Origin of the sequence: Chromobacterium phragmitis, assembly GCF_003325475.1 — a bacterium.
Classification (GTDB): Bacteria; Pseudomonadota; Gammaproteobacteria; order Burkholderiales; family Chromobacteriaceae; genus Chromobacterium; species Chromobacterium phragmitis.
The window spans coordinates 2,340,805-2,367,349 of the sequence record NZ_CP029495.1 but is presented as its reverse complement, the minus strand read 5'-3'; the positions used below and the strand labels follow the sequence as shown (position 1 = coordinate 2,367,349).

Here is a 26,545-nt window from a genome sequence, read left to right as displayed (position 1 = left end):
GCGCGGCCATGCTATCACAAACCGGCTTATTTCTTCGCCATCGGCGCTCTGGACACGTCGATGCCGAACCACTTGACCGATATTCTCTTGAAGGTGCCATCCGCTTTCATGCCGCTCAGCGCCTTGTCGATCTCGGACTTGAATTGCGGATTGCCCTTGGCGAACGGAATCGCCATCGTCGCCACCTCGCCCACCGGCGCGCCGGCCTTCAGCGGCAGCTTGGCCTGCTTGATCGCGAACGGGATCAACAGGCTGTCGTTCAGCGCCGCGTCCAGGCGGCCGGTGGCCAAATCCTGCAGATATTCCGGCGCGCCCGGATAGGTTTTCACCTGCACGCCGGCCGCGGCCTTGGCCATATCGGCGTAGTTGCTGCCCTGGCCGACGCCGAGCTTCTTGCCGTTCAGGTCGGCCAGGTTCTTGAAGCCGCGGTTTTCGTTCTTGCGCACGATCAGCTGGGCGCTGGAGTAGGTGTAAGGCTGGCTGAAATCGAACACCGCCTGGCGCTGCGCGGTCACACCCACCTGATTGACGACGATGTCGAACTTGCCGCTTTGCAGGCCGGCCAGCAGGCCGCTCCACTCGGCGGTGGTGAATTCAGGCCTCACCTTCATCCGGCGCGCGATCTCGGTGGCGATTTCCACGTCGAAGCCAGTCAGTTGCTGCTTAGCGTCCTTGAAGTTGAATGGAGGATAAGTGCCCTCCAGCGCGATCCTCAGCGTGCCGCGCTGTTTCACCGCATCCATCAGGTCGGCCGCGACAGCGAAATTGCCGATGGCGGCAGTCAACAGGGCCAACATTAACTTCTTCATATCAATATAACCTTTTGCTATTTCAAGCTTTGAAAATATTTAAACAAAGAATATCAATAAAAGCCTATGTCGCACAAGCCACATGCTCGAATCCCGCCCGCAACCTTACCCATGACAAAAATGCCAAATAAATTGCAAGGCTACCTATCTCGTTTCGCCCAAACAGGATAACCATGAACATGAAGTAAAACAGCCCTGCGATGAATCGGCAGGGCTGGCGCCTTGATCTCTCAAAAAGTTACTTTGCGTAATGAAATGCCGTAAACCCTGATTTGCGCCATTGCAATGCGAGCGCCAGCAACACCGAAATGCCTAAACCGACGGCTGCGGCAAACAGCACAATTAAGCTTCTGTCAGGAGAAGACTTGGTCAGGGGAGGCGCAGCTTCAGCAAGCACTTGCACATCTTCCGACACCAACAAAGTCATCTGCTGAACCTGTCTCTCCAACGCCCTAACCAGGGCTTTATGATAATAAAAATCACGCACTTCGGCATGCGTATCCGATGTCTCAGATAGAGGTATGGCATCGTCGCTAAACGCGCTATTCAGATTGCCACCATCCACTGAAGCCAGCACGCCCTCCAAATGGGCGAAACCAGCCATCATCTGCACAGAGGTGGAATCCAGCGTCACACGCCCCCGTTGAATATCGAAAAGCACACGTTGCTGCGCACGCGTTAAGCGTTCTTGAGCCGCTTTCAACCTACCTTGCAATGCGAAAAGCTTACGCCCCTGATCGGTTACATGCGTTTCAATAATCCTGCGCCGTAAAATATCTGCCAAATAGTTAGCTAGGCGTGCAGCCATCGCAGGGTCGGAATCTGACACCGTGATTTCCAGCAGTTGGCCCTGACGCTCCGAAAACTGATCTTTCGCAATATTAATCTTCAGATGGTTATTTAGCAGCGCGAGCTTGGCTTCATTTTCTTTCCTGCTTTTATATCGCGCCATCAAATCAAAATGATTGACTGCCTGCATCAACAAAAGATCGCTCTGCAATAGAGCTGCCCCCCCCTTCGCCCCCAACGGCGGCGCAATCATCAGCGTAGTTCGAGCCACGAAAACATCTGGCATCCGCATGGACCACACGAAACCAATAGCCAAGAATAATATGCAACCTGACAACAAGATACGAAAATTTGTCCAGCAAAACTGCAAAACCTGCAACAAGCTGATCTCATCTTCTACATGCTTCACGACTACACCCCAAATCCTAAGCTGTAACGACTAAACAGCCGCCCCACCTGAATGCAAACCTTCAACGCAACAGTGGCGGCATCTCGCCGCCACTTGCTTGCAAACCGAATCAGACGTTGAACAGGAAGTTCATCACATCGCCATCCTGCACCACGTACTCCTTGCCTTCGGCGCGCATCTTGCCGGCCTCCTTGGCCTTGGCTTCGCCGCCCAGCGCGATGAAGTCGGTGTAGGAGATGGTTTGCGCGCGAATGAAGCCGCGTTCGAAGTCGGTGTGGATCACGCCGGCCGCCTGGGGCGCGGTGTCGCCCACATGAATGGTCCAGGCGCGAACTTCCTTCACGCCGGCGGTGAAGTAGGTTTGCAGACCCAACAGTTTGTAGCCGGCGCGGATCAGCCTATCCAGGCCCGGCTCTTCCAGGCCCAGCGTTTCCAGGAACTCGGCCTTGTCGGCGTCGTCCAGCTCGGCGATTTCGGACTCGATGGCCGCGCACAACGCGACGACCGGCGCGCCTTCGCGGGCGGCGTACTCTTCCACCTTGGCCAGCAGCGGGTTGTCGCTGAAGCCATCCTCGGCCACGTTGGCCACGTACATGGCAGGCTTGATGGTCAACAGGCACAGCGGTTTGATCAGCGCCTTGTCTTCATCGGACAGGCCCAGCGAACGCGCCGGCTTGCCTTCGTTCAGGTGCGGCACCAGCAGTTCCAGCACGGCGATCAGCGCGCGCGCGTCCTTGTCGCCGGACTTGGCCTTCTTGCCTTCGCGAGCGATGGCTTTTTCCACTGCGGACAGGTCGGCCAGCGCCAGTTCGGTCAGAATGGTTTCGATGTCGGCGATCGGGTCCACCTTGCCGGCAACATGCACGATGTTATCGTCGTCGAAACAGCGCACCACGTTGACGATGGCGTCGGTTTCGCGGATGTTGGCCAGAAACTGGTTGCCCAACCCCTCGCCCTTGGAGGCGCCCGCCACCAGGCCGGCGATGTCGACGAACTCGACGATGGCCGGCTGGATTTTCTGCGGGTTGATGATCTTGGCCAGCTCGCCCAGGCGGTGGTCCGGCACTTCCACGATGCCGACGTTGGGCTCGATGGTGCAGAACGGGTAGTTGGCGGCTTCGATGCCTGCCTTGGTCAGCGCGTTGAACAGGGTGGACTTGCCGACATTGGGCAAGCCGACGATTCCGCATTTCAGGCTCATGGCTGTCTTCCTAAACTTTCTTGATTCAATTCATTATGGCGGCGACCCGTCAGGCCGCCAGCCGCTATCATTTCGCTTCGGTGTGCAGCGTCTTCATCGCCTCGGCCATTTTGCCGGCGACGGCGCGCGGCAGCTCGCGCAAGGAAGCCAGAATGGCTTCGTCCAGCGCCTGCTGCTCCTCGGCGCGCGGCTTCTTCAACACGAAGTTGGCCACTTCCTTCTTGTCTCCGGGATGGCCGATGCCCAAACGCAACCGCCAAAAGGCCGGCGAACTCAGCCGAGAGGCGATGTCCTTGAGGCCGTTATGGCCGCCATGGCCGCCGCCCTGCTTGAAGCGGGCGACGCCGGGCGCCAGGTCCAGCTCGTCATGCACCACCAGGATCTCATCCGGCAGGATTTTGTAAAACTGCGCCAGCGCCAGCACGGCCTGGCCGGACAGGTTCATATAGGTCATCGGCTTCAGCAGCCAGACGTCCTGTCCTTCTATATTCACGCGCGCCACGTCGCCGTGGAACTTGCCTTCGCTGCGCCAGTTGCCCTTGAACTGCCAGCACAGCTCGTCCAACAGCCAGAAACCGGCGTTATGGCGCGTCTTTTCGTAATCCGGGCCAGGATTGCCCAAGCCCACTATCAGGCGGATACCGGACATGTCTTCACATTCCAAATGAAAAAAGCTCGCTGCCCGCCGCGAGGCGCACAACGAGCTCTTCTCCGTCACCGCGAACGGCGACGGCAGCAGCGATTACACACGAGCAAAGTCGATGTGCAGTACTTGCTGTTTGTACGGGTGCATCTGGAACGCGGCAACCTTCACCTGTTCTTTCTGGCCATCGATCACCAGTTCCAGCACGGAGGTGTGGAAATCGGCGTGCTTGACGGCGTGGTACATGGTGTTGTGGTCCAGCTCCAGGGAAACGGCTTCTTTGCCGGCGCCGTATACCACGGCCGGCACTTTGCCAGCGTGACGCAGGCGGCGGCTCGCACCCGTACCCAGATCAGCACGCTTGGCAGCAATCAGTTCGTAAGACATGTCAAAACTCCAGTTTCAGATTAAAAGCACCCGGCCCGCCGCGACCAGCGGGCCCGATGTTTACGGCAGGCAAGCGCCCGTCGCAACCAGTTCCTCATTGAAGAGGTAAGACACCGACTCTTCGTTGTTGATCCTGCGCAGCGTCTCGGCCAGCAGGCCGGCGATCGAAGCCACCCGGATGTTCGGGCAAGCCTTGGCCGCGGCGGTCAACGGGATGGTGTCGGTCACCACCACCATGTCGATGTCGGAATTCTTGATGCGGTCCACCGCCTGACCGGAGAAGATCGGGTGGGTCGCATAGGCCAACACGCGTTCGGCGCCGCGCTCCTTCAGAGCGCTGGCCGCTTTGCACAGCGTATTGGCGGTGTCGATCATGTCGTCGACGATCAGGCAGGTGCGGCCCGACACGTCGCCGATGATGTTCATCACTTCGGCCACATTCGCCTTGGGACGGCGCTTGTCGATGATGGCTAGGTCGGTGTTCAGCGCCTTGGCCACTGCGCGGGCGCGCACCACGCCGCCCACGTCCGGACTGACCACGATCAGATCGTCGAAACGCTGCGAGCGGATGTCCTTCAGCAGCACCGGGGTCGCGTACACATTGTCCACCGGGATGTCGAAGAAGCCCTGAATCTGGTCGGCATGCAGGTCGACGGTCAGCACGCGGTCGATGCCGGCGCTGGTCAGCATATTGGCCACCAGCTTGGCCGAGATCGGCACGCGGGCGGAGCGCGGACGGCGATCCTGGCGGGCATAGCCGAAATACGGAATCGCCGCGGTGATCCGGCCGGCAGAAGCGCGTTTCAGCGCATCGGCCATGGTCAGGATTTCCATCAGATTGTCGTTGGTCGGCGCACAGGTGGACTGCAGAATGAAAACGTCGCGGCCGCGCACATTTTCCAACAGTTCCACCGCCACTTCGCCGTCGCTGAACTTGCCGACATCGGCGCGCCCCAACGAAATATCCAAATGTTTGACTACGTTCTGAGCAAGTTCCGGATTAGCCGTACCGGTAAATACCATCAAACTGTCGTATGCCGCCATGATTCGCTTTGCCTTAGCTGGATAAAGAAAAAGCGTGTAAGGCTCTCTTACACGCTTTTTTCATGCTCTCTCTTATAGGGAGAAAGTCCTGGCTGGGGAGGTAGGGATCGAACCTACGAATGCCGGAATCAAAATCCGGTGCCTTACCACTTGGCGACTCCCCAATAACCTTATTCAGCGCTGTCGAACAGGGGATGGGCATTCAGCCCTTCCGCTACAAATCCCTGATATTTTTCTGACAACACTCGGTAAACTTTATCGGCTTCGTCTTTCGACTTGAACTCCAAGAACACACAGGCTCCGGAACCAGTCATCAGCGGCGAACCATATTTTCTCAACTCGCTCAGTGCTTCATTCACCGCTGGAAATCTTTTCTCAACAACGGCTTGCAGGTCATTTCTGCGCTGCTGCGTTGTTTCGAGGATTCGCATTATGCCGAGGCGCCCCATCTCTGTCAACATGGTTCCCGAAAAATTTCGGAAGACATCGGCTGTCGGCACATGGACCTGTGGATGGATCACCAAATACCAAGCCGGCTTCAATGAAAGCGGCTCCAATACCTCTCCCACCCCGCAGGCGAGCGCGCTGCGGCCGAAAATGAATACCGGCACGTCCGCGCCCAGTTGCAAACCCAATGCCTGCAGCCTATCCCGCGGCCACCCCAGACCCCATAAACGATTCAGCGCGATCAACACGGTGGCGGCGTCGGAACTTCCGCCGCCCAAACCGCCGCCCATCGGCGTGCGCTTTTCCAATTGGATGCTGGCGCCGAGTCGGCAGCCGCTCTCCCTCTGCAACAGCCGCGCAGCGCGCACGGTCAAGTCCTGTTCAGCCGACACGCCCTCGGTCGGCGTCAGCAGTTCTATCCTGCCGTCATCGCGCACCGCCAGTTGCAGCGTGTCGCCGAAATCGATGAAACGAAACACGGTTTCCAGCAGATGATAGCCATCTGGCCGCTTGCCCACCACATGCAGCAGCAGGTTGAGCTTGGCCGGGGCGGGAAAGGAATGGAAGGTATGCTGCATGTCTCACTCTAAAAATCAGTGCGAGGGCGCGGCGGCTCACTGCCAGCGCTGCACCACCACTTTGACGGTCAGGCCTTCGCGCTGCATTTCCACCCGCTTGGGATGATCGCTGTCTACGTCGGCGTCGCGAATGAAGCGAATGCGCCAACCCTGTTGCTCCAGGCTGCCGTCCGCGTCGAAACGGCTCTCCGCGCCTGGCGCAGGCAGGCCGCGTATCCACCATACCAGATTGGACAAGGGCAACGGCCAGCCCATCACCTGCCGGGTCAGGCTTTCCACATCGTCCGCCTCCCAGCGTTTGCCGTCGGCCAGCAGAGTCACGCCGGCCGGATCCCGCAACACTTTGGCCACGGTATTGCCCAGCGGCGAATTGATCGCCACCTCATCGCGCGGCGGCTGATGCTTCCAGTCGAAATTGGCGACATGGCCCTTGCCGTCCAGGTTGGCAGACAGACGTCCGCTGACGCTGAACGGCGCGTCGACGGCAGACTCCAGCACGGGCTTGGGACGGAACAGCGCCTCGTTGGCGCAGCCCGCCAGCAGCAACGCCAAGGCCAGCGGCAAAGCACGCCGGATCACGGCTTTGCCCCCAGCCGCTGCATCGCCTCGCTGATCACATCATGGCCGGGATGCTGGATGAGCTCCTTGCGCCACACGGCCAGCGCCTCATCGCGACGGCCCAACTTCCACAGCACCTCGCCCAAGTGAGCCCCCACTTCCGGATCCGGCATCGCGGCATAGGCCTTCTCCAGCGTCTTGCGCGCCGCCTCGAGCCGGCCGAGCTTATATTGCGCCCAACCCATGCTGTCCAGGATCACGGGATTGTCCGGCTCGGCCTTCAGCGCCTTTTCAATGTAGCCATAGGCTTCCTGGTAGCGGGTGGTGCGGTTGGCCAGCGTGTAGCCCAGCGCGTTCAAAGCCTGGGCGTCGCCCGGCTTGTCTTTCAGAATCTGCTTCAAATCGCGCTCGGCGTTGCCTGCGTTGCCCAGCATGTCGGACACCAGCGAACGCTCGTACAACAACTCGCTGGCCTTGGGCTGACGCTGCAATGCCTGGGTCAGCAGATCATAGGCGCGCCGCGGCTGCTTGGCTTCGCGCGCCAGCTGCGACTGCAGCAGCGCCAACGAAATCTTTTCCTGATCGGTGTTGCCCAGCCCGCTCAATCGGCCCAGCGCCTCGTCCAGCTTGCCGTCCGCCGCCTCCAGCATCGCCAGCCTCGATTGCGCCGGCAGGTATTGCTGGCCGGAACCGACCTGTCGATACCAGTTTTCGGCGCGCTCGTCGTCACGCTCGTCCTCGGCGATCTGGCCCAGCGTGTAGCGAACGAAATCCTGTTCCGGATAGTGCTGCTCCAGCGCGCCCTGCAGCCTGGCCGCGGCGGTTTTCAGATCGCGCATCTGGTAGGCCAGCAGGCCGGTCGCGTACAGCAAATCCGGGTTGTCGGGATGGGTCTTGAGCAAGGACTCGAACGCCGCGCGCGCCTCGGGGAAGCGCTTGGCCCCCACCAGCAGGCGCGGGTAGGCGATCTGCAGCTCCAGCCCCGCGTCCGGACGCCGCGCCAGCTCGCGCTGCAGGAAGCCCGCGGCGGCGTTCATGTCCTTGCGCCGCAACCGGTCCACTTGCCAGGCCACCGGCAGGTCCCACTTGGGCGCGATTCTGGCCAAATGATCGAACTCGCGATCCACCGCCGCCTGGTCGTTGCTGTCCGCCGCCGCAGCCAGCACCGCGAAGCGGGCCTCCGGCAAATCGGGATAACGGCCAGCCAGTTCGCGCACCAGTTGATAGGATTGGCCGCCTCCGCCATCCGGGCGAGAGCTCAGCCGCGCCAATTGCACGAAAATCGCCGGCGCCCGCTGCGGTTCCAGCCGCAGCAGCTCCTCCAGCAGGGGTTTGCTTTCAGCCAGCTTGCCGCCGCGCATCAGGGTGATGAACAGCTGCTCGCGCGCCGGCAACGAATCGGGGTCCAGCTCGATCCACAGTCGCAGCGCCTCGGTCGCCGGCTTCAACTGGCCGGTCAGAAGACAGAACTCGGCGGCGCGTTGCGCCATCCGCGGATCGCGGGTTTCACGCGCCAAGTCGAGATAGGTCAGGCCGGCCGACCCAGCCGCGCCGCGGCGGGCGGCGATTTCGCCTGCCAGCACGCCATACAGGATTTCCGGCGTCAGTTCCACCTTGGGCAACTTGGCCTCGTCCGGACCGGATTCCGCCGCCGGCTTGGCCTCAGGCAGAGCCAGCGCGGCCGCAGGCGGCTTGACGCCGGCGCAGGCCGCCAGCAGCAGCGCCAGCAGCAACGGTAGGGATCGTTTCAGCGGTTTCATTCGCATGGATTAAGTTGCCTGCTCAAAGCCTGTTGAACGCGTAGAATAGCATGTCCGCTTTTCATCTTTGCACCATTTACCGAATCGCCGCCCGACCATGCCTGAACTGCCCGAAGTCGAAACCACCCGCCGCGGCGTCGAGCCGCACCTGGAAGGACGTACCCTGCGCGGCGCCGTCGTCCGCAACCCCAGCCTGCGCTGGCCGGTTCCGCCCGACCTGGCGGAACGCGTCGCCGGCGAGAAGGTGCTCGCCGTGCGCCGCCGCGCCAAATACCTGCTGCTGGAATGCGAGAGCGGCACCCTGCTGATCCACCTGGGCATGTCCGGCAGCCTGAGGGTGATGCCCGCCGGCGCGCCGCCCCAGAAACACGACCACCTGGATCTGCTGCTGGACGGCCAGCTGCTGCGCTACCGCGACCCGCGCCGCTTCGGCGCGGTGCTGTGGCACATCGGTCCGATCGAGCTGCATCCGCTGCTGCAGGCGCTGGGGCCGGAACCCCTGTCCGACGCCTTCGGCGGCGAAACGCTGTTCCAGGCCATCCGCCGCCGCGGCAGCGCGGTCAAGCTCGCCATCATGGACAACCACGTGGTGGTCGGCGTCGGCAACATCTATGCCAACGAGGCGCTGTTCCACGCCGGCATCGCCCCCACCCGCGCCGCCAACGCGCTGACGCGCGGCGACTGCGACCGCCTGGCGTCGGAAATCAAGGCCGTGCTCAAGCGCGCGATCGAGGCCGGCGGCAGCACGCTGCGCGACTTCGTCGACAGCGAGGGCAAGCCCGGCTACTTCCAGCAAAGCTATATGGTGTACAACCGCCAAGAAGAACCCTGCCGCCGTTGCGGCTCGCCGATACGCCACATTCGCCAGGGACAGCGCAGCACTTACTATTGCCCGCTATGCCAGCCGTGATAGAGTGGCGGCCTGTAATCCCGCAGACTTGAAATCGTAACTATCTTGAAGTCACACGACACCACTTCCTTCGCCACCCGCTGCGGCCGCGTGACGCGCCTGCTCGGCCATCTGGCCGTGGGGGTGTTCATCGTCGCCACCCGCTATTCCCGCCTGGCCCAGGCCGAACGCGCGGTGGTCACCCGCCGCTGGGCTCAGCATGCGTTGAAAATACTCGGCGTCAGCATCAAGGTGCGGGGCGTCAATCCCGGCTTTTACCCCCCCAATACCTTGCTGGTGGCCAACCACGTGTCCTGGCTGGACATCGTGGCGCTCAACAGCTGCACCGTGTCCCGCTTCGTCGCCAAGCGAGAAATCCGCCAGTGGCCGCTGATTGGCTGGCTGGCCTATGTAGCCGGCACGCTGTTCATCGACCGCGGCAACCGCCGCGACGCCAGCCGGGTCAACCAGATACTGGCCGAGGCGATGCAAAACGGCGGCTGCATGGCGGTGTTCCCCGAGTCCACCACCTCGGACGGCAGCGGACTCTTGCCATTCAAGGCATCCCTGTTCGAGGCGGCGCTGCTGGCCCGCGGCACCGTGCAGCCGGTATCGCTGCGCTACCAGCGCCCGGACGGCAGCCTGCTGCGGGAAGCGGCCTACATCGACGACATCTCCTTGCTGCAAAGCATCCGCAAGGTGCTGAGCGTGCCGCAAATCGAGGTGGAGATCAGCTACGGCCAAGCGCTGAAGGCCGGCGAGCCCGGCCTGGACAACCGCTTCCTGCTGGCCGAGCAGTCCAGGAGCGAAGTGGCGCTCGGCCTGGGGCTGACGCTGGAAGACACGCAGCAAGCGGCTGACGCCCCGGCGGCGGCGACCAACGCCTGAGCCCTCAGCGCGCCAGGCGCTGGCTCAGCCCCTCGTAGAGATCATCCCCCAGCCGGGTATAGCCGGGCGCGGTGAAATGGACCATGTCAGGCCGGCCCAGCTGTTGCTGCAGCCAGATCCTCATGCTGCACGGCCCGCCCATCGCCTGCTGCCAGTCCCAGTACAGCAAATGGTTGTCGCGCGCCAGCTGGCGCTGCGTCTGCTGCACGGCGCTCAGCAAGAGCGGCCGCTGCGGCCCCGCGCACTCGCGGCTGACCGCCCCTCCCTTGCGCCTCGCGGAATCCGGCGCGCCCAGCATCAGGATGGCCGCCTGCGGCAACTGGCTGCGCACCAAGCTGATCGCCCCCTGCAGCGTGGCCTTGTATTCATCCAGATCCAGCTTGGCGTCGAAAGCTTCGTTGGTGCCGTAAGCCAGAATCACCAGATCGGCGTCGCGCGCGGCCAGCTGCCGCCCCCACGCCGCGCCCCAGCTGCGCCACAGGCTCAGTTGCGCGCCATTGCTGCCCACCGTGTCCACCACCACGCCGGGTGCCAGCTTTTCCAGTTCATAGCCGCCGATGTCGGGAGCGGGCAGGCTTTCCGCCCGCAGGGTGAACGGCAGCTTAAGCTTGGCCTCCACTCGCTGCCACCCGCCGCCAGCGCTCACCTGGGCCCGCCGCAAACCGTTGCCGTCATCGACAGTCAACATCTGGTTATCCGCGCTCTGCCTCAGCCAGACCCTCACTCGCCACAAGCCGTTATCCTCCGTCCGCGGCTTCACGGTGATGCTGGCGCCGGGCCGCTGGGCGACTGCAACGAAGCCGCCCAAGGGAAAGTCGGGATCGATGTCGCGGCGACTATTGCGCAAAGCCCATCCATCGCTGCGGACATAGGCCAGCGCGTTGCGCTGCCCCGGCACATTGAGCGGCGGCAGCCAACCGATGCCCGCATCGCCGTAGCGCGCCTGCAACCGGGCGCGCAGCTCGCCGCTGAAATAGTCGGCCGCGGTGTGGGAGTCGCCAAACTGTATGATCCGTACCGGCGGCTGGGCGTCGCCCTGCAGGCTGAAACGGGCGGCGAGGCGCGCCACATTGGGGTCGCCGAAATCCTGCACCGGCGCCGCCTGCGCCTGAACGCCCAGCACGGCGGCGGCGAGCCAGAGCGAAACCCGCGAGATTGCCTGTAATGTCATTCGAACCTCAATTCCGCCAGCACGCGGCGCGCCAGCAGCAACTGGCCCTGGCGAGTGAAATGCACGCCGTCGGCAGTGCGGACCGCCACCTCGCCCTGGTCGGGCAATGTCATGAATTTGTTGAAGCTGTCGTCCTGGCTGCCCAGCGCCTCCCGGGTGGAAATGAAGCGGCCGCCGGCTGCGGTCACCTCCTCGCGATACAGCCGATTCAGGTAATGGACGCCTTCGTTCAGCTTGTCCCGGCTCATATTGGGCAGGCCCAGCCACAATACCTTGACCTTGCGCTTGTTGGCGCTGGCCAGAATGCTTCTGATCCGCTCGCGGTAGCGCTGCTCCCAGTCTGGCGACGCGAAACGAATGTAATGCGCGCCATTGACCATGTCCCAGGTATCGTTGGCGCCGACGAACATCACCAGCAACTGGGCTTTGGGGTTGGCGGCCAGTTGCCGCTCCACCGTCGCCGGCCAGTTGAAAAAGTCCGGATAGGTCAGCCCGGTGCTTTGCTTGCTGATGTCGATCGCCTTGACCTGATGCTGTCGGAACAGCGGCGGCAGCAGATGCAGCGCCACGCCCTGCATCATCGAATCGCCGGCCAGCAGAACCGGCAACCCCTCATCCAGAAGCAGCCGGGGATCCACCGCTTTGACGGCCGCAGCCGCCGACGCTTGCGGCTTCGGCGCGGCCGGCCTGGCGACGACCGCGGACGATGCCTGGCGCGGCCTCAGGCAGCAGGCGTTGAGGCTGTCTATCATCCGGCGATCCCAGCCGCCCACATGCTGCTGCAACGCCTCGCTATGCCGACGCAAGCCGCCGCCGAGCGAGCCTCCCTCTCGCCACGGGGACAGTACGTCCAGCCGCTCCAACAAGCTGGGCGTGTGGAAGGTCTGCCGCCAGTAAGCATTGATGGCGGCCTGTTCCAGCCAGAACAGCAGCAGCATGCAGCTCAGCAAGATGACGAGTATGCGGCGGTGCGGGTAAGCGGCGAGCATTTTCAGAGTCGTTGCGTCAGAATTGATAATAAATGAAGCCGGGAATGCCTGACGGCGCCAGCGAGATCACCAGCAGCGCCACCACGCTCAGCAGCAGCGGCTTGCCCCACCACGGCAGTGCCGCCAACCGGCCAAAGCAGCGCTCCGGCAGCCGGGACAGCCAAGGCAACGCCATCAGCCACGCCGCCAGCAACAGCAGCAGGCCCGGCGCGTTCAGCGTCAACTCCTGGCCGGATGGATCGAACATCGCCCTCAGGAAATCCACCGCCTCGTCCAGCGACTGCGCTCGGAAAAACACCCAGGCCAGACAGACGTAGTGGAACGTGATCAAGCGGGACAGCCACGGCGACGCGCGGCTGACGGCGTCGCGCTTCCATAGCTTGTCGCCGATGTTCAGCGCCACCACGCCCACGCCATGCATCCCGCCCCAAACCAGGTATTTCAGGCTGGCGCCGTGCCATAGGCCGGACAGCAGCATCGCCGCCAGCAGGTTGACCTGGGCGCGAGCGAAGCCATTGCGGTTGCCGCCCAGCGGGATATACACGTAGTCGCGAATCCAGCTGGATAGCGAGATATGCCAACGCCGCCAGAAATCGCGCAGGTTCAGTGCCAGATAGGGCGCGTCGAAATTGCGCGGCAGCTGGATGCCCAGCAGCAGCGCCAGCGCGGTGACCAGATCCGTGTAGCCGGAGAAATCCAGATAGATCTGCAGCGCGTAGGCATAGAATGCCGCCCATACTTCCATTGCATGGAACGTGTCCGGCGCGGCGAATACCGGGTCCACCCAGGCGCTGGCCAGCCAGCCTGCCAGCCACAGTTTCTTCAGCAACGCCAGCGCGATCAGGCCCAGCGCGCGGTCCAGATGCGCGACTTGGCGCAGCGCCGGGCGCCGCAACTGCTCCAGCAAGTCATTGGCGCGGCAGATAGGCCCCGCCAGCAAGGTGGGGAAGAATGCCAGGAACAGCGCGAACTGCGGCAACGGCGCAGATTTGATCTCCTTGCGGTATACCGATACGAAATAGCTGACCGACTGAAAGGTATAGAAGGAAATGCCGACCGGCATCAGGATGTCCAGCGCCGGCAGCAGCGCCGTCACCCCCAGGGCGTTGAGCCCGGCCTGCGCGCTTTCCCGAAAGAAGTCGAAATACTTGAACAATGCCAGATTCCCCACTGCCAGCAGCAAGGAGGCCTGCAGCCAGCGCTTGGGTCGGCCGGACTGCGTCATCCGCCGGCTCAGTGCATGCTGCGCCAGCGTGTAGGCGGCGAGAATGGAGGCGAAGCGCCAATCCAGCTTGGCGTAAAAAAGATAGCTGGCCAGCAGGAGCAGAAGATTCTGCATGCTGGGCATGCGGCGGCAGCCCCAGTAGACGGCAAAAAAACCGACGAAAGCCAGGGCGAACTCAATGGACAAATAGCTCATGCTAAGGTAACAAGCTGGCGGAGGCGGCAATTATGACAATAAGCCCTGCCACATGCCAGCTTTGCTAAAGATTTATTTATCTGCCTGTTGCAAGCGCGATTTCACGGTATGCCTGGCAAGGCAGAGAAAAAAGCTGCTTGTCATCCAAACGCAACGCCGACAGGCTTCCGCCCCACAGACAGCCGGAGTCTATCGCCAGCACATCCTCGTCCAGATGCACCCCCAGCGCCGACCAATGGCCGCAAATGATGGGCGTGCCGCCATGACGGCGATTCGGCGCCTCGAACCACGGCACCAGATTGTCCGGCGCGCCTTCCAGCTCGCCCTTGTAACTGAGATCCAACTCGCCGTCGCGCGTGAGGAAGCGCATGCGCGTCATCGCGTTGACGATCAGGCGCAACCGGTCCGCGCCCTTCAGATCATCGCTCCAGCGCGCGGGCTTGTTGCCGTACAACCGCCCCAGGAACTCGCGGTGGCGGTTGCCGGACAGGCCGAACTCCACTTCTTCCGCCAGGCGCAACGCTTTCGATATCGTCCACTCCGGCAGCAAGCCGGCATGCACCATCGCATAGCCATGGCCCTCCAACATCAAGGGCTGGCAACGCAGCCAGTCCAGCAATACCTTGCCGTCGGCGGCATTGAGGATGTCGTCTATCGTGTCGTCGCGGTGCAGCTTGCCGAAGCCTTCCGACACCGCCAGCAAGTGCAGATCGTGATTGCCCAACACCATTTCCACCTGGTCCTGATGGCGGAACACCCAACGCAGCACATCCAGCGACTGCGGCCCCCGGTTGACCAGATCTCCGGTCAGCCACAAGGTATCCTTGCCGGGATTGAAGTCGATCAGGCGCAGCAACTGCTGGAAGGGGTCGAAACAGCCTTGGATATCGCCGATTGCGTAGATGGCCATATGGTTTCCTCGTGATGCGGATCGGGCTTGGGATTCCATCCGCGATAAGCCATGATACCCCATGCTACAATGCACGGCCTCGATTACCGATTTGCTACGCCCGCCCGGGTCTCATCGCCATGTCCGCTCCCCTGCTCAATCCGCCGCAACGCGCGGCCATCCATTATCTAGACGGCCCCTTGCTGGTGCTGGCGGGCGCCGGCTCGGGCAAGACCCGGGTCATTACCTACAAAATCGCCCACCTTGTGCGCGAAGGCGGCATCCCCGCCAGGCACATCGCCGCCATCACCTTCACCAATAAGGCGGCGCGCGAGATGCTGGAGCGGGTGGGCAAGCTGATGACCTCGTCCGAGATCCGCGGCATCACCGTATCCACCTTCCACTCGCTAGGGATGCACATCCTCAGGCAGGAAGCGCCGCACCTGGGTTACAAGCCGCAGTTCTCCATACTGGATGCCTACGACGCCGGCAAGATCATCGCCGACATCCTGAACACCACCTCCAAGGACGAGATCCGCAAGGTGCAAAGCCAGATCTCGCTGTGGAAAAACGACCTCAAGACCGCGGATGAAATGATGCAGACCGCGGACGGCCAATGGGAAAGCGTTTGCGCCCGCACATATCTGGCCTACCAGGACACGCTGACCGCCTATCAGGCGATGGATTTCGACGATCTGATCCGCCTCCCGGTGCAACTGTTCCGCGAGCACCCGGAAGTGCTGCTCAAGTGGCAAGGCAAGCTGCGCTACCTGCTGATAGACGAATACCAGGACACCAACACCTGCCAATACCAGTTGGTGAAACTGTTGACCGGCGTGCGCGGCTTGTTCACCGCAGTGGGCGACGACGACCAGTCCATCTACGCCTGGCGCGGCGCCAATATGGAAAACCTGCGCCTGCTGCAGCAGGATTTTCCCGCGCTGAAAGTCATCAAGCTGGAGCAGAACTATCGCTCCACTGCCCGCATCCTGCGCGCAGCCAACAGCGTGATCTCCAACAATCCCAAGCTGTTCGAGAAACAGCTGTGGAGCGAGCTGGGCCTGGGCGAACCGATCCACGTGGTGCAGTGCAAGGACGAAGAGCACGAGGCGGAAACCGTGGTGCAGCGGCTGCTGGCGCACAAGTTCGAGTATCGGACCGAATTCAAGGACTACGCCATTCTCTACCGCGGCAACTATCAGGCGCGCATCTTCGAGCAAGCGCTGCGCAACCAGCGCATCCCCTACCAGATGGCCGGCGGCCAGAGCTTCTTCGACAAGCCGGAGATCAAGGACCTGCTGGCTTATATGCGGCTGGTCACCAACCCGGACGACGACCCGGCCTTCATCCGCGCGCTGACCACGCCCAAGCGCGGCGTCGGCGCCGGCACGCTGGAGAAGCTGGGCGCCTGGGCCGGCCAGTACGGCAAGAGCCTGTTCGCCGCCGCTCACGATGCAGGGCTGCGCGTGCAAGTCCAGCAGGCGCAACTGGCGCCGCTGGAGCACTTTTGCGAATTCATCAGCCAGCTGCAATACCGCGCTCCAAGGGAACCCGCAGGCAAGCTGGCGCTGGAGCTGCTGCAGGCCATAGGTTATGAAGCTTGGCTGTATGACAGCGAGGACAGCCCCAAGATCGCCGAAACCAAGTGGAAGAACATGCTGGAAATGGTGGCCTGGCTGGCGAAAAAGGGCGAGGCCGACGGCAAGAACCTGATCGAGCTGACCCAGACCATCGCGCTGATCACCATGCTGGAAGGCCGCGACGAGGGCGAAGTGGACGCAGTGAAAATGTCCACACTCCATGCGTCCAAAGGCCTGGAATACCCGCACGTGTTTCTGGTTGGCTGCGAGGAAGGCATCCTGCCCCACAGCGAATCCGTGGACAACGGCATGGTGGAGGAGGAGCGGCGGCTGATGTACGTCGGCATCACCCGCGCCCAACGCAGCCTGACGCTGAGCTACTGCGTCAAGCGCCGCCGCGCCGGCGAGTGGCAATTCATCGAGCCGTCGCGCTTCATTGGTGAGATCAACGGCGAAGACCTGCGCCATTTCGGCAAGCCTGGCGCAGAGCCTCTGGTCAGCAAGAGCGAGGGCAAATCGCGGCTGGCCAATCTGACGGCCATGCTGGCCAGCAAGGACAAGTCCGGCGAGCCGCCTCAAAACTGAGCGGGCAAGAAAATGGCGCCTTGAAAAGACGCCATATAAGAAGAATGAGGAACATCTCTGGGTGAAGCGAGGCTGGGGAACCTCACCTGACTGAAGAGCTTTGGCAAGCCCATCGGTCAATCAGATGGATGGAATAGTGCCCGAAATCGGCCAGGATGCCACCTGTCCTTTTTATCAAGTCACATATATTGACATTTTTACAAATTCAATAGGCATTAAAAAAGCACCCAACTGACATTGGGTGCTTCATTTATATCAAACCATGCTTATTTTGAATTATTAACCATGTACTCGATGGCTGCGCGGAATTCCGCGTCGCTGCCGGTATAGCCGCCTTTAGGCGGCATCGCATTCAGGCCCTTGGTGGCGATCTTCACCACCTCATCCATGCCAGGCTTCAGACGGGCGGCCCAAGCCGCCTTGTCGCCGAACTTCGGCGCCCCGGCGATGCCCGCCGCATGGCAAGCCATGCATACGCTATCGTAAATCTTCTTGCCCACCACCGCCGGGTCCGCCGCTGCCGCCGCGCCCGCAGCGCCGCCTACCGGCGGCTCGGTGAACTTGGCGCCGGCGGCATTGCCCATATAGGCGACCGCGCGCTTCACTTCGTCATCGCTCAGGTCCGTCGCCCCGCCCTTGGCCGGCATGGCGTTGAAGCCATGCAAAGCATGATCGACCAGCATATCCCACCCCTTGGCGATATGCGGCGCCCAAGCGCCGGCGTCGCCGAACTTGGGAGAGCCCGCCAGGCCGGTGGCATGACAGGACATGCAGATGCCCTTGTAGACTTGCTCGCCGGTGCGCATGCCCGGGGGCGCGTCGCTGGCCTTGGATTCGCCGACCGGCTTCAGGCGAGCGGCCACGGCCTCCTTGGTCATCACCTCGGCATCCACACTGAAACCGCTGGTGGCCAGCTTGGCCAGCAGCCAGATCGCCACGACAAGAAAGACAACGATGCTGACCAGAACCTTCACGATCTGGCCAGGGGCCATTCCGTTCTCATTACTCATCCCAAGCCTCGCCTGAAAAAAATGACAATTAAAACTGGTTAATTATACGGTATGCAAGTTCGCAAGGCAAAAAACCATACTCTGGACTCGGAATAGATGTTTGCGGTATGATGCCTTCACTTGATCTCAAGTGTCAGCGCACCCGTAGCTCAGTTGGATAGAGTGTCAGTTTCCGAAGCTGAAGGTCACAGGTTCGATCCCTGTCGGGTGCGCCAATCAAAACAAGCGCTTATATTGAGCGTCCATTTCAAAACGCCCCCTTCCCTTTAATTTATCCCTTTATTTTCCAGTATCGGTTGTTTCCGTATTTTCTCACATTGCGCGATGCCATCGCCCGCGCAAACAGACCGCGATTACAACAATCCTCGCGCGATAGCCAACAAGATTGGCGTCAATGACAAGCCATCGCTCATTTTCCCGGCGTCGATCAAGTCCAGAATCTGCTCCCGGCTAAACCAGCCTCGCTCCAACACTTCGTTGCGGTCGAAATCCTCTCCGGTCAGTTCACTATCGCGAGCCAGAAAGATTTCGAAGCGCTGATCGCTGCTGCCGCAACTGGGATGAAAAGAGACAAACGGCTCCAGCATCCGCGCAGCATAACCGCTTTCCTCTCGCAGCTCGCGCGCGGCAGCTGCCATCGGGGCCTCTCCCGCATCCACTCCGCCGGCGGGAATCGCCCAAGTCTCGCGCCCGATCAGCACCCTATATTGCCGAATCAACAAAGCTTTGCCGTCTTTCAGCGCCAGGATGCCGGCAGCCGGACGCTCATGGTGCGCGGCGAAATAATCGAACGCCAGACCATCCGGCTGCCTGACCCGGTGCTTCCACACCTGAAACCAGCCGTTATCGTGCGCCACTTCGCCGCCCAGACGCTCCCACCCATGCTCCGACATCGCCACCTCCCATGAAAAAACCCTCCGGCGGACCGGAGGGCTGCTTATCGATCAACCCATCAGCGACAGGCGCTCTTCTTCGTCTCCATCCTCATCGCCGAGGAAGCCGCCGCTTTGATGCGCCCACAGCCGGGCATAGAGTCCGCCCTGCGCCAGCAGCTGTTGATGCGTACCCTCCTCGACCACCTGGCCCTGGTCCAGCACGATCAGCCGGTCCATCGCCGCGATGGTGGACAGGCGATGGGCGATGGCGACCACGGTCTTGCCCTCCATCAGTCGGTACAGGCTGCTCTGGATCGCCGCTTCCACTTCCGAATCCAGCGCGCTGGTCGCCTCGTCCAGCAGCAGGATGGGCGCGTCCTTCAACATCACCCGCGCGATGGCGATCCGCTGCCGCTGTCCGCCGGACAGCTTGACGCCGCGCTCGCCGACATGCGCCTCATAGCCGATGCGCCCCTTGGGATCGGTCAGCGAGCGGATGAAATCATCGGCTTCAGCCTTGCGCGCCGCTTCAATCATTTGCTCGTCATTGGCGTCCGGCCTGCCGTACAGCAGGTTGTCGCGCACCGAGCGATGCAACAGCGACGTATCCTGGGTCACCATGCCCACCCTCGCGCGCAGGCTGTCCTGAGTCACGCCGGCGATGTCCTGCCCGTCGATCAGAATGCGGCCGCCATCCAGGTCGTAGAAGCGCAGCAGCAGGTTGACGATGGTGGACTTGCCGGCGCCGGAGCGGCCGACCAGGCCGATCTTCTCGCCCGGGCGTATCGTCAGGTCCAAGCCGGAAATCACCTTCTTGGCGCCGCCGTAGGCGAAATCGACATTATCGAAGCGGATCTCGCCGCGCGGCACTTCCAGCTTGGCCGCGTCCGGCTTGTCCACCACCGCCACCGTGCGCGACAGCGTGGTGATGCCGTCCTGCACCGTGCCGATGTTCTCGAACAGGCTGGACATCTCCCACATGATCCAGTGCGAGATGCCGTTCAGCCTCAGCGCCATCGCGGTGGACGCCGCCACCGCGCCGATGCTGACCTGGCCCTGGCTCCACAGCCACAGCGCGGAACCGGTGGTGATGCCGATCAGCAGCATGCTGGTCAGCTGGTTGACGACCTCGAAACCGCTGACCAGCCGCATCTGGCGATAGGCGGTGGACAGGAACTCCTGCATCGCGCCCTTGGCGAAGCGCGCCTCGCGCTGGCCGTGCGAGAACAGTTTTACCGTGGCGATATTGGTATAGGCGTCGGTGATGCGGCCGGTCATCAGGCTGCGCGCGTCGGCCTGCAGGGTGGCCGCCTTGCCCAGCTTGGGCACGAAGAACCACAGCGTCGCGACGTAAAACGCCAGCCAGGCTAGGAAAGGCAGCAGCAGCATGACATCGAAATGGCCGAGCACCGCGATCATGGTGACGAAGTAGATGACGACGAACACCAGGATGTCGGTAATGATCAGCACGGTATCGCGCACTGCCAAAGCAGTCTGCATCACCTTGGCCGACACCCGGCCGGCGAACTCGTCCTGATAGAAGCTCAGGCTCTGTCCCAGCAGGTGGCGGTGGAAATTCCAGCGCAAGCGCATCGGAAAATTGGAAAACAGGCCCTGATACTTGCTCATCGCCTGCAGCGACACCAGCAGCACGCTGGCCAACAGAATGCCCGCCAATAGCAACAGATGGCCGCTCTCGCGTTGCCACAACTGATTGGCCGGCACCTTGGCCAGCCAGTCCACCACCGAGCCCAGCATCGAGAACAGCAAGGCCTCGAAGGCGCCGATCAACGCTGTGAGCAGGGTCATGCACAGGATCAGGCCGCGCATGCCGCGGGTACAGAACCAGATGAAGGAGAAGAAACCGCGCGGAGGCTGGGCGGCAGGCATGTCCGGATAGGGGGATATCCGGCGTTCAAACCAGGAAAACATAAAGATCGCTCCATTCCCGACAACCAGGGCGGCCGCCGGACAAGGGGTTTAGTGGAACGATGACGGTAGCGTATCTTCAGCAGGTCTGCAACGAGAAAGTTTGTCTTCGGCCATTTTAAAGCCCTCTCCTGCGATAGCGGCGCGACATTACGCCCGCACCGATGCGTCGTCCGCCATCTACCGCTGCCATCCAGCCGAATCGCAGGTGAATCTTGCCCGCCCCTTCAGTCCTGAGGCTCCAGTTTGACGTACACCTCCTCCAGCTTCTCGGTGGTTCTCGTTTTCAGATCCACCTTGTGCACTTCGGCCCGCAATCGCCCCTTGTGAACGAGCAGCATCAGCTCGGCCGCCCGGCGAGCCTGTTCCTGGGTTGGATGCAGAGGACCATTGTCGTCGATGCCGAAGTCCGGTGAAATCAGTTTCAACCGATACATGATTATTTTCTCTTGAAAATGGCTGAATTGATAATTTTTATACTGAATGCATTTTCAGGATACGATTGTACATGAGTTTACCTGACTGCAGACCGCCAGATCCCCATGTAAGGAAAAACCGGATTTTGTTTACAAATCAATGCAAGATAACTAATAGATACGGATCGTCCCGCCCAGAGAAATGGACAAGAGAATGAGAAAATTACATGCGAGCAGAAAGCGGCAAAAAGCCCGGCATCGCCGGGCTGAAAAAATCAAGTGATCAGGGCCGGAAAGGCCCCGGGAATCGGGACAGCGCTCAAACGATCGCGCCCTGCTTCCGCGCCATGCCATGCCGGACGCGAGCCAGCGCGTCGGCCATTTTCTGGTTGTGCGCCCCCCAGTAGCCATGCCGGCACAGGCAGTCCGTGCAGACCAGAGCCGCGTCTATCATGAATCGCTCCGCAACCAGAAGCTGCTCCACTTCGAAAAACGGCAACAGCAGATGCTCGGCCACCTCGCCGTCCTGACAGGCTGGCGACTGTCCCGGCGCCAACCACAGGTCGTAGGCGTAAAGCCATTCGCGGTGCAAGCCACGCGCCACCGGGCGCTGCGCCAACAACAGCGAGGAAGGCTGCAGGTCAACCACCCGCTCCCGCGCGACGCCGGCCTCCTCCCAGGATTCCCGCTCCAGCGCCAGTTCCAGCGTCTCGCCGGCGGCCACGCCGCCGCCCACCAGATTGTCCATCCGGTTAGGATCGACTGCCTTGTGCGGACTGCGCCGGCCCACCCACATCCGGACTTCGCCATCATCCGTTCTGCATAGGCCATTCACGTGCACTGCGCGGCTGGTCAGGCCCAGCGGGCGGAAAGCCGCGCGCTCCAATTCGAAATAGGGGCTGCCGTCCTGGCGGAAGGCGGTGAAGTTCTCGTTGCGCCAGCCGTTCAGCCAGCCGGCCTGCTGCCAACGCCTGGCGGCCTGGGCCAATGTGTGGCTGATGCTGCGGTAGCTGCCGGTCACCTTGCATTGCAGGCCCTGGAAGGTTTCCTCGAACCATTGCGGCTCGTGCTGCAGCAAGCGCTCCTTCCACTGAGCGTTGACGCAGCCCATCCTCTCCTTGCCGATGAACAGCGGCGTGAACTGCCGCGCGTCGAAGCGGGTGACCTTGTCCAGATAGCCGAGCACGGCATCTACCTGCATGGCGACTCCCCCTGCGTTATTCCGGGAAGGCTGCATATTAGGATGTCTGCCAACGCTTGACTATCCTTCGTCGCACAAAGCCGCAGACTGTTGTATTTATAGCGATTTCAACGCAATCGGTCGCCCAGGCCGGAATCCCGGCGCGGCGCCAGTTCCGCCCCCCGCAGCCAGACATCGGCGTCGCCCACCGCCGCGAAACGCAGGCGGGCGCGGGTGATGGCGGTGTACAACAGCGCGCGGTTGAGCAGCGCGCCGGCTTGCTGCGGCAACTGCAGCCACACTTCGTCGTACTCCGAGCCCTGGCTCTTGTGAACCGTCATCGCGAACACGGTCTCGTGCGCCGGCAGCCGGCCGGGGGAGAATTCGCGCCAGCCGCCGTCCGCGGATGGGAACAGGACCCGCAGGCCGGACGGCCGCTGCAAGGCGAAGCCGATGTCGCCGTTGAACAAGCTCAAACCGTAGTCGTTCTCGCCTATCATCACCGGCCGTCCCGGATACCAGTCCCTGCCCGGTTGCTTGATCCCTGCGGCTTCCAGTTCGCGCTCGACGCGGCGATTGCAGTCGGCCACCTGGCGCCGCTCGGCGGCCAGCAGCATGAAGGCGGAAAAAGCGCGCTGCACCTCGTCGGCATCCGCTCCGGCCGCCACCGCGTCCAGATAGCCGCGCCGCCGCGCCAGCAAATCGGCGTCGCAAGCGGCCTCCTGCCGCCACACGTCGGGCCAGTTCGCATCGTCCAGCGTCAGCAGCGATGCCAGGCCCTCCCCGGCGTTGACGCGCCGCGCCAGCTCGCCGATGCCCGAATCGGCGCCGAACCGGTGGCTGCGCGTCAGCAGCGCCACGCAATCGGTCAACGCGCCGCCCGGCGCGGCATCGCCATCCAAACTGCCGCCAGCCACCCGCCGCAGCCAGTCTACGGTGTCCGCGCGGTAGGCGATGCGGCCGCACAATTCGCCCAGCACCGCGCCGGCCTCCACCGACGACAGCTGGTCGCGGTCGCCCAGCAGGATCAGCCGGGCCTGCGACGGCAGCGCCGCCACCATCCGCGCCATCAGCGACAGGTCTATCATCGACGCCTCGTCCACCACCAGCACGTCCAGCGGCAACGGATTGCCGGCATGGTGGCGCGGCGCTTCCGCGCCGGGGCGCAGCCCCAGCAGCCGGTGCAGCGTTTCCGCCAGGGCCGGCAACTGACGGCGCACCGCATCGTCCACGTCCAGCCGGTCGCGCGCGGCGCGCACCGACTCCGACAACCGCGCCGCCGCCTTGCCTGTCGGCGCGGCCATCGCCATCACCAGCGGCCGCGGCGACATCGCCGCCAGCAAAGCCAGCAAACGCACCACAGTCGTGGTCTTGCCAGTGCCGGGGCCGCCGGAAATCACCATCAGCCGCTGCCGCGCCGCCAGCGCCGCCGCCAGTTTCTGCCGGTCCTGCCCGCCGTCGCCGGGGAACAGGCGGCTCAGCAAATCCGCCAGCCTCGCCTCGTCCGGCGGCGGAACTGGCTGCGCCAGGCGCGTCAGCCCCTGCGCCAGCCTGTCCTCGTCATGCCAGTGGCGGGCGAAGTACAGCCTGCCGGCCTCATCCAGAATCAACGGTGCATAGTCGCCGGGGCGGCCGACCAAGGGGCTGTTCCGCAATGACGCGGACTCTGCCCGGTGCGCCAGCGGCAGACAGACATGGCCGGCCAGATTAGCGTTGCCAAGCTCGCCAATCAGCGCCAGCACCCTGTCCTCCACCTCGGGCGACAGGCGCTGGAACAGACTCGCCAATTGGGCCGGCAGCAAGGGGGCATCGGTTCTCATCGGTGCAGCCTCCAGGGAAATGCGCGCGGTTTTCAATGGCGGGCGAACAGCGGCCGCAGCCGGCCCTGCTCGTTCAGCTGCTGGATGGCCTGATTCAGCCTGGGCAACAATTCGCGGTATTGCGGATGCAGCCGCAACGCAACCGGCTGGCTGCCGACCGACTCGCCAGGCTGGCAGCGGCCGCCCTCGTCGCGCTGGCTCCAGTATTGCGCGCGGCGCCGTTCCAGTACGACCGCCTGTACCAAGCCCTGGCGCAATTTATCCAGCATTTCATCTTCGTTGGCGGACCAGTCGCGCAGCAGCTTGCGGCTGCGGAAAGACGGCTCCAGGCTGGGGTAGCGCTGACCCAGCAACGTCCCTATGGTGCCGCTCTTGAGCCCGGCCAGCGCGGCCTGCCGCCTGCCCTTGACTGGCGGCAGGCACAGCACGAAATCCATCTCGCCGATTGACAGTGTGTAGAAGCCGGCCACAGGTGACAGCGCCCGCCAGCCGGGATTGACCCCCGCCTCCACATCCAGCTTGCCCACCTGGAACAGCTGTTCCAGCCGTTGGGAAGGGTAGTAATCGAGCTGGAAGCGAATGCCGCTTTGCTGGGCGATCAAACCCAGCGCATCGCGATACGCCTGCGCCAATCCGCCATCGCCGGCCGCGCGCAACGCCTCGCCGCTATCGTTGGCCACGCCGGCCCGCAGCGTGGTTTCGGCCTGCGCCGGCAAGCCCAGCAGCAGCAGCAGCCCCCATCCCAATTTATTCACCCAACCTGGCCTCCAGCGCGTCGCAAATAGTGGACAGTATCTTGATGCGCGCAAAGTATTTGTTGTTGGCCTCCACCAGCGTCCACGGCACCTTGCTGGTGCTGGTGCGGTCCACCATGTCACTGACCGCCTGGCGGTAAAGATCCCACTTGTCGCGATTGCGCCAATCCTCGTCGGTGATCTTGAAACGCTTGAAGCCGGTGTCCTCGCGCCCCTTGAAACGCGCCAGTTGCTCTTCCTTGCTGATGGCCAGCCAGAACTTCAGCACGATGGCGCCGTTTTCCGTCAGTTGGTGCTCGAAATCGTTGATCTCGTAATAGGCGCGCATCCAGTCCGCCTCGGACGCGAAGCCTTCCACCCGCTCCACCAGCACCCGGCCATACCAGCTGCGGTCGAAGATGGTGATGCCGCCCTTGCCCGGCACATTGCGCCAGAAGCGCCACAACCAAGGCTTGGCCTTTTCCTCCTGCGTCGGCGCCGCTACCGGCACCACCCGGTAGCGGCGCGCGTCCAGCGCCTGGGTGATGCGGCGGATGCTGCCGCCCTTGCCGGCCGCGTCGTTGCCTTCGAAAGCCAGCACCAGCGAATGGGCGCCGAAGCGCGGGTCTCGGGTCAGCTTGCTGAGCCGGCCCTGCAGTTGGTCCAGCTTTTTCTGGTAGCTGGCCTTGTCCAGCTTCTGGTCCAATTCCAGCGTGTCCAGCACCAGCTTGTTGTCTATCGGCGCCAGCAGCGGCGGCGCCTCCACCCTGTCGGTGCGCAGCACCGGCTGGCCGATGCGGTTGCGCACCGCTTCCAGTATGGTGTTGGCCACTGTCAGGCCGCGGTAATTGGCGTCTTCGCCGTCGATGACGATCCATGGCGCGTCCGCGGTATTGGTCAGCCTGAGCATGTGCTCGCCGTACTTGCGTATCTTGTCGTAGCGCTCGTAGTGCTCCCAGTCGCTCTTGGTCACCCGCCAGCTGGTGGCCGGATCCTGCTCCAGCAGCTTCAGCCGCTGTTTCTGCTTGTCCCGACTCAGATGGAACCAGAACTTCAGCACTACCGCGCCGTCCAGGGTCAGCATCCGCTCGAAGCGCAGAATGTCGAAGATTTGACGATCGAAGGCATCGCGATCGCTGCGATTGAACACGCGGTCGAACAAGGTATCGGAGTAATAAGAGCCGAAAAACATGCCGATGCGGCCGTTGGCGGGCAGCTCCTTCCAGTAGCGCCACATCCAGGGCCGGGCGCACGCCTCGTCGTTGGGTTTGTCGAAGGCGACAGTGTCGATCAGGCGCGGGTCCAGCCACTCGTTGATCAGGTTCATCGTTTCGCCGCGCCCGGCGCCGTCGAAGCCATGGATCAGGATCAGCACCGGGAAATCCGCCTGCTCCTTCAAATCGTATTGCACGTCCAGCAAGGCCTCGCGCAACGCCGGCATCATCTTGCGGAAAGTGTCTTTATCTATGCGGTGGCCGATCTCGGCGGATTCAAACATGTTTCACATCCTTGTCCACTTGCTTAGCTTAGTTGCCATCCCCGGTT

24 protein-coding genes and 2 tRNA genes are annotated in these 26,545 nt (G+C 62.4%); 4 read left to right on the top strand and 22 right to left on the bottom strand.

The window, feature by feature from the left end:
• Positions 1-26 precede the first annotated feature (26 nt).
• The 10 genes from DK842_RS11315 to DK842_RS11270 all read right to left on the bottom strand — a co-directional run bounded on the left by DK842_RS11315 (position 27) and on the right by DK842_RS11270 (position 8,631).
• Positions 27-809 (bottom strand): transporter substrate-binding domain-containing protein, encoded by a 783-nt coding sequence (locus tag DK842_RS11315; protein ID WP_114061533.1) that lies wholly within the window; start codon positions 807-809, stop codon positions 27-29.
• 238 nt (positions 810-1,047) lie between these two features.
• On the bottom strand, positions 1,048-2,007 hold the full coding sequence (locus DK842_RS11310; RefSeq protein ID WP_168191879.1) for a hypothetical protein: 960 nt from the start codon (positions 2,005-2,007) through the stop codon (positions 1,048-1,050).
• Between the two features lie 109 nt (positions 2,008-2,116).
• Entirely contained in the window at positions 2,117-3,208 is a 1,092-nt protein-coding gene (ychF, locus tag DK842_RS11305) for a redox-regulated ATPase YchF (protein ID WP_114061531.1), read from the bottom strand.
• Between the two features lie 67 nt (positions 3,209-3,275).
• Positions 3,276-3,857, bottom strand: a complete 582-nt coding sequence (pth, locus tag DK842_RS11300) for an aminoacyl-tRNA hydrolase (RefSeq protein WP_114061530.1) — start codon at positions 3,855-3,857, stop codon at positions 3,276-3,278.
• Positions 3,858-3,950: 93 nt separating this feature from the next.
• Complete coding sequence (gene rplY / locus DK842_RS11295) at positions 3,951-4,238, bottom strand: 50S ribosomal protein L25 (RefSeq protein ID WP_114061529.1); 288 nt, start codon at positions 4,236-4,238, stop codon at positions 3,951-3,953.
• A gap of 60 nt (positions 4,239-4,298) precedes the next feature.
• The gene (locus DK842_RS11290; RefSeq protein ID WP_114061528.1) at positions 4,299-5,282 is read right to left on the bottom strand and encodes a ribose-phosphate pyrophosphokinase; all 984 of its coding nucleotides are present in this window, start codon (positions 5,280-5,282) and stop codon (positions 4,299-4,301) included.
• Positions 5,283-5,371: 89 nt separating this feature from the next.
• Positions 5,372-5,446 (bottom strand) — tRNA-Gln (locus DK842_RS11285).
• A gap of 6 nt (positions 5,447-5,452) precedes the next feature.
• On the bottom strand, positions 5,453-6,307 hold the full coding sequence (gene ispE, locus DK842_RS11280) for a 4-(cytidine 5'-diphospho)-2-C-methyl-D-erythritol kinase (protein ID WP_114061527.1): 855 nt from the start codon (positions 6,305-6,307) through the stop codon (positions 5,453-5,455).
• 36 nt (positions 6,308-6,343) lie between these two features.
• The gene (gene lolB / locus DK842_RS11275; protein WP_114061526.1) at positions 6,344-6,886 is read right to left on the bottom strand and encodes a lipoprotein insertase outer membrane protein LolB; all 543 of its coding nucleotides are present in this window, start codon (positions 6,884-6,886) and stop codon (positions 6,344-6,346) included.
• Entirely contained in the window at positions 6,883-8,631 is a 1,749-nt protein-coding gene (locus DK842_RS11270) for a tetratricopeptide repeat protein (protein WP_114061525.1), read from the bottom strand. The genes lolB and DK842_RS11270 overlap by 4 nt, the downstream gene beginning before the upstream one ends.
• 91 nt (positions 8,632-8,722) lie before the next feature.
• Here DK842_RS11270 and mutM point away from each other — a divergent pair, with 91 nt between their 5' ends.
• Both mutM and DK842_RS11260 read left to right on the top strand, forming a co-directional pair.
• Positions 8,723-9,535 carry a bifunctional DNA-formamidopyrimidine glycosylase/DNA-(apurinic or apyrimidinic site) lyase gene (mutM, locus tag DK842_RS11265; protein WP_114061524.1) on the top strand — a complete coding sequence of 271 codons (813 nt, stop codon included), beginning with the start codon at positions 8,723-8,725 and terminating at the stop codon, positions 9,533-9,535.
• Between the two features lie 45 nt (positions 9,536-9,580).
• A complete protein-coding gene (locus DK842_RS11260) occupies positions 9,581-10,402 on the top strand; it encodes a lysophospholipid acyltransferase family protein (RefSeq protein WP_114061523.1) in 822 nt (273 codons plus the stop codon).
• Positions 10,403-10,406: 4 nt separating this feature from the next.
• On the opposite strand, the gene DK842_RS11255 is transcribed toward DK842_RS11260, so the two are convergent.
• The 4 genes from DK842_RS11255 to DK842_RS11240 form a co-directional block, all read right to left on the bottom strand.
• Positions 10,407-11,573, bottom strand: a complete 1,167-nt coding sequence (locus DK842_RS11255) for an SGNH/GDSL hydrolase family protein (RefSeq protein ID WP_114061522.1) — start codon at positions 11,571-11,573, stop codon at positions 10,407-10,409.
• Positions 11,570-12,562 (bottom strand): SGNH/GDSL hydrolase family protein, encoded by a 993-nt coding sequence (locus tag DK842_RS11250; RefSeq protein ID WP_114061521.1) that lies wholly within the window; start codon positions 12,560-12,562, stop codon positions 11,570-11,572. The genes DK842_RS11255 and DK842_RS11250 overlap by 4 nt, the downstream gene beginning before the upstream one ends.
• A 16-nt stretch (positions 12,563-12,578) precedes the next feature.
• Entirely contained in the window at positions 12,579-13,982 is a 1,404-nt protein-coding gene (locus DK842_RS11245) for an MBOAT family O-acyltransferase (protein ID WP_114061520.1), read from the bottom strand.
• Positions 13,983-14,058: 76 nt separating this feature from the next.
• A complete protein-coding gene (locus DK842_RS11240) occupies positions 14,059-14,892 on the bottom strand; it encodes a symmetrical bis(5'-nucleosyl)-tetraphosphatase (RefSeq protein WP_114061519.1) in 834 nt (277 codons plus the stop codon).
• A gap of 119 nt (positions 14,893-15,011) precedes the next feature.
• Here DK842_RS11240 and DK842_RS11235 point away from each other — a divergent pair, with 119 nt between their 5' ends.
• Complete coding sequence (locus tag DK842_RS11235; protein ID WP_114061518.1) at positions 15,012-17,036, top strand: UvrD-helicase domain-containing protein; 2,025 nt, start codon at positions 15,012-15,014, stop codon at positions 17,034-17,036.
• Between the two features lie 266 nt (positions 17,037-17,302).
• On the opposite strand, the gene DK842_RS11230 is transcribed toward DK842_RS11235, so the two are convergent.
• Positions 17,303-18,028 carry a c-type cytochrome gene (locus tag DK842_RS11230; RefSeq protein WP_232538651.1) on the bottom strand — a complete coding sequence of 242 codons (726 nt, stop codon included), beginning with the start codon at positions 18,026-18,028 and terminating at the stop codon, positions 17,303-17,305.
• A gap of 156 nt (positions 18,029-18,184) precedes the next feature.
• Between DK842_RS11230 and DK842_RS11225 the strand changes: the two genes are divergently transcribed.
• Positions 18,185-18,261 (top strand) — tRNA-Arg (locus DK842_RS11225).
• A 138-nt stretch (positions 18,262-18,399) separates the two neighbouring features.
• Here the strand turns inward: DK842_RS11225 and DK842_RS11220 are convergent.
• The 7 genes from DK842_RS11220 to pap form a co-directional block, all read right to left on the bottom strand.
• Positions 18,400-18,939, bottom strand: coding sequence for an NUDIX hydrolase (locus tag DK842_RS11220; RefSeq protein ID WP_114061516.1), 540 nt, complete (start codon positions 18,937-18,939; stop codon positions 18,400-18,402).
• A gap of 51 nt (positions 18,940-18,990) precedes the next feature.
• Positions 18,991-20,853 carry an ABC transporter ATP-binding protein gene (locus tag DK842_RS11215; RefSeq protein WP_114061515.1) on the bottom strand — a complete coding sequence of 621 codons (1,863 nt, stop codon included), beginning with the start codon at positions 20,851-20,853 and terminating at the stop codon, positions 18,991-18,993.
• 224 nt (positions 20,854-21,077) lie between these two features.
• Positions 21,078-21,287, bottom strand: coding sequence for a hypothetical protein (locus DK842_RS11210; RefSeq protein WP_114061514.1), 210 nt, complete (start codon positions 21,285-21,287; stop codon positions 21,078-21,080).
• Between the two features lie 298 nt (positions 21,288-21,585).
• On the bottom strand, positions 21,586-22,467 hold the full coding sequence (locus DK842_RS11205) for an NUDIX hydrolase (protein ID WP_114061513.1): 882 nt from the start codon (positions 22,465-22,467) through the stop codon (positions 21,586-21,588).
• A gap of 107 nt (positions 22,468-22,574) precedes the next feature.
• The gene (gene recD, locus DK842_RS11200; protein ID WP_114061512.1) at positions 22,575-24,266 is read right to left on the bottom strand and encodes an exodeoxyribonuclease V subunit alpha; all 1,692 of its coding nucleotides are present in this window, start codon (positions 24,264-24,266) and stop codon (positions 22,575-22,577) included.
• 32 nt (positions 24,267-24,298) lie between these two features.
• Positions 24,299-25,021 (bottom strand): type 2 periplasmic-binding domain-containing protein, encoded by a 723-nt coding sequence (locus DK842_RS11195; RefSeq protein WP_145964023.1) that lies wholly within the window; start codon positions 25,019-25,021, stop codon positions 24,299-24,301.
• Positions 25,014-26,498, bottom strand: a complete 1,485-nt coding sequence (pap, locus tag DK842_RS11190) for a polyphosphate:AMP phosphotransferase (protein WP_114061510.1) — start codon at positions 26,496-26,498, stop codon at positions 25,014-25,016. Before pap ends, DK842_RS11195 begins: the two co-directional genes overlap by 8 nt.
• Between the last annotated feature and the right edge of the window lie 47 nt (positions 26,499-26,545).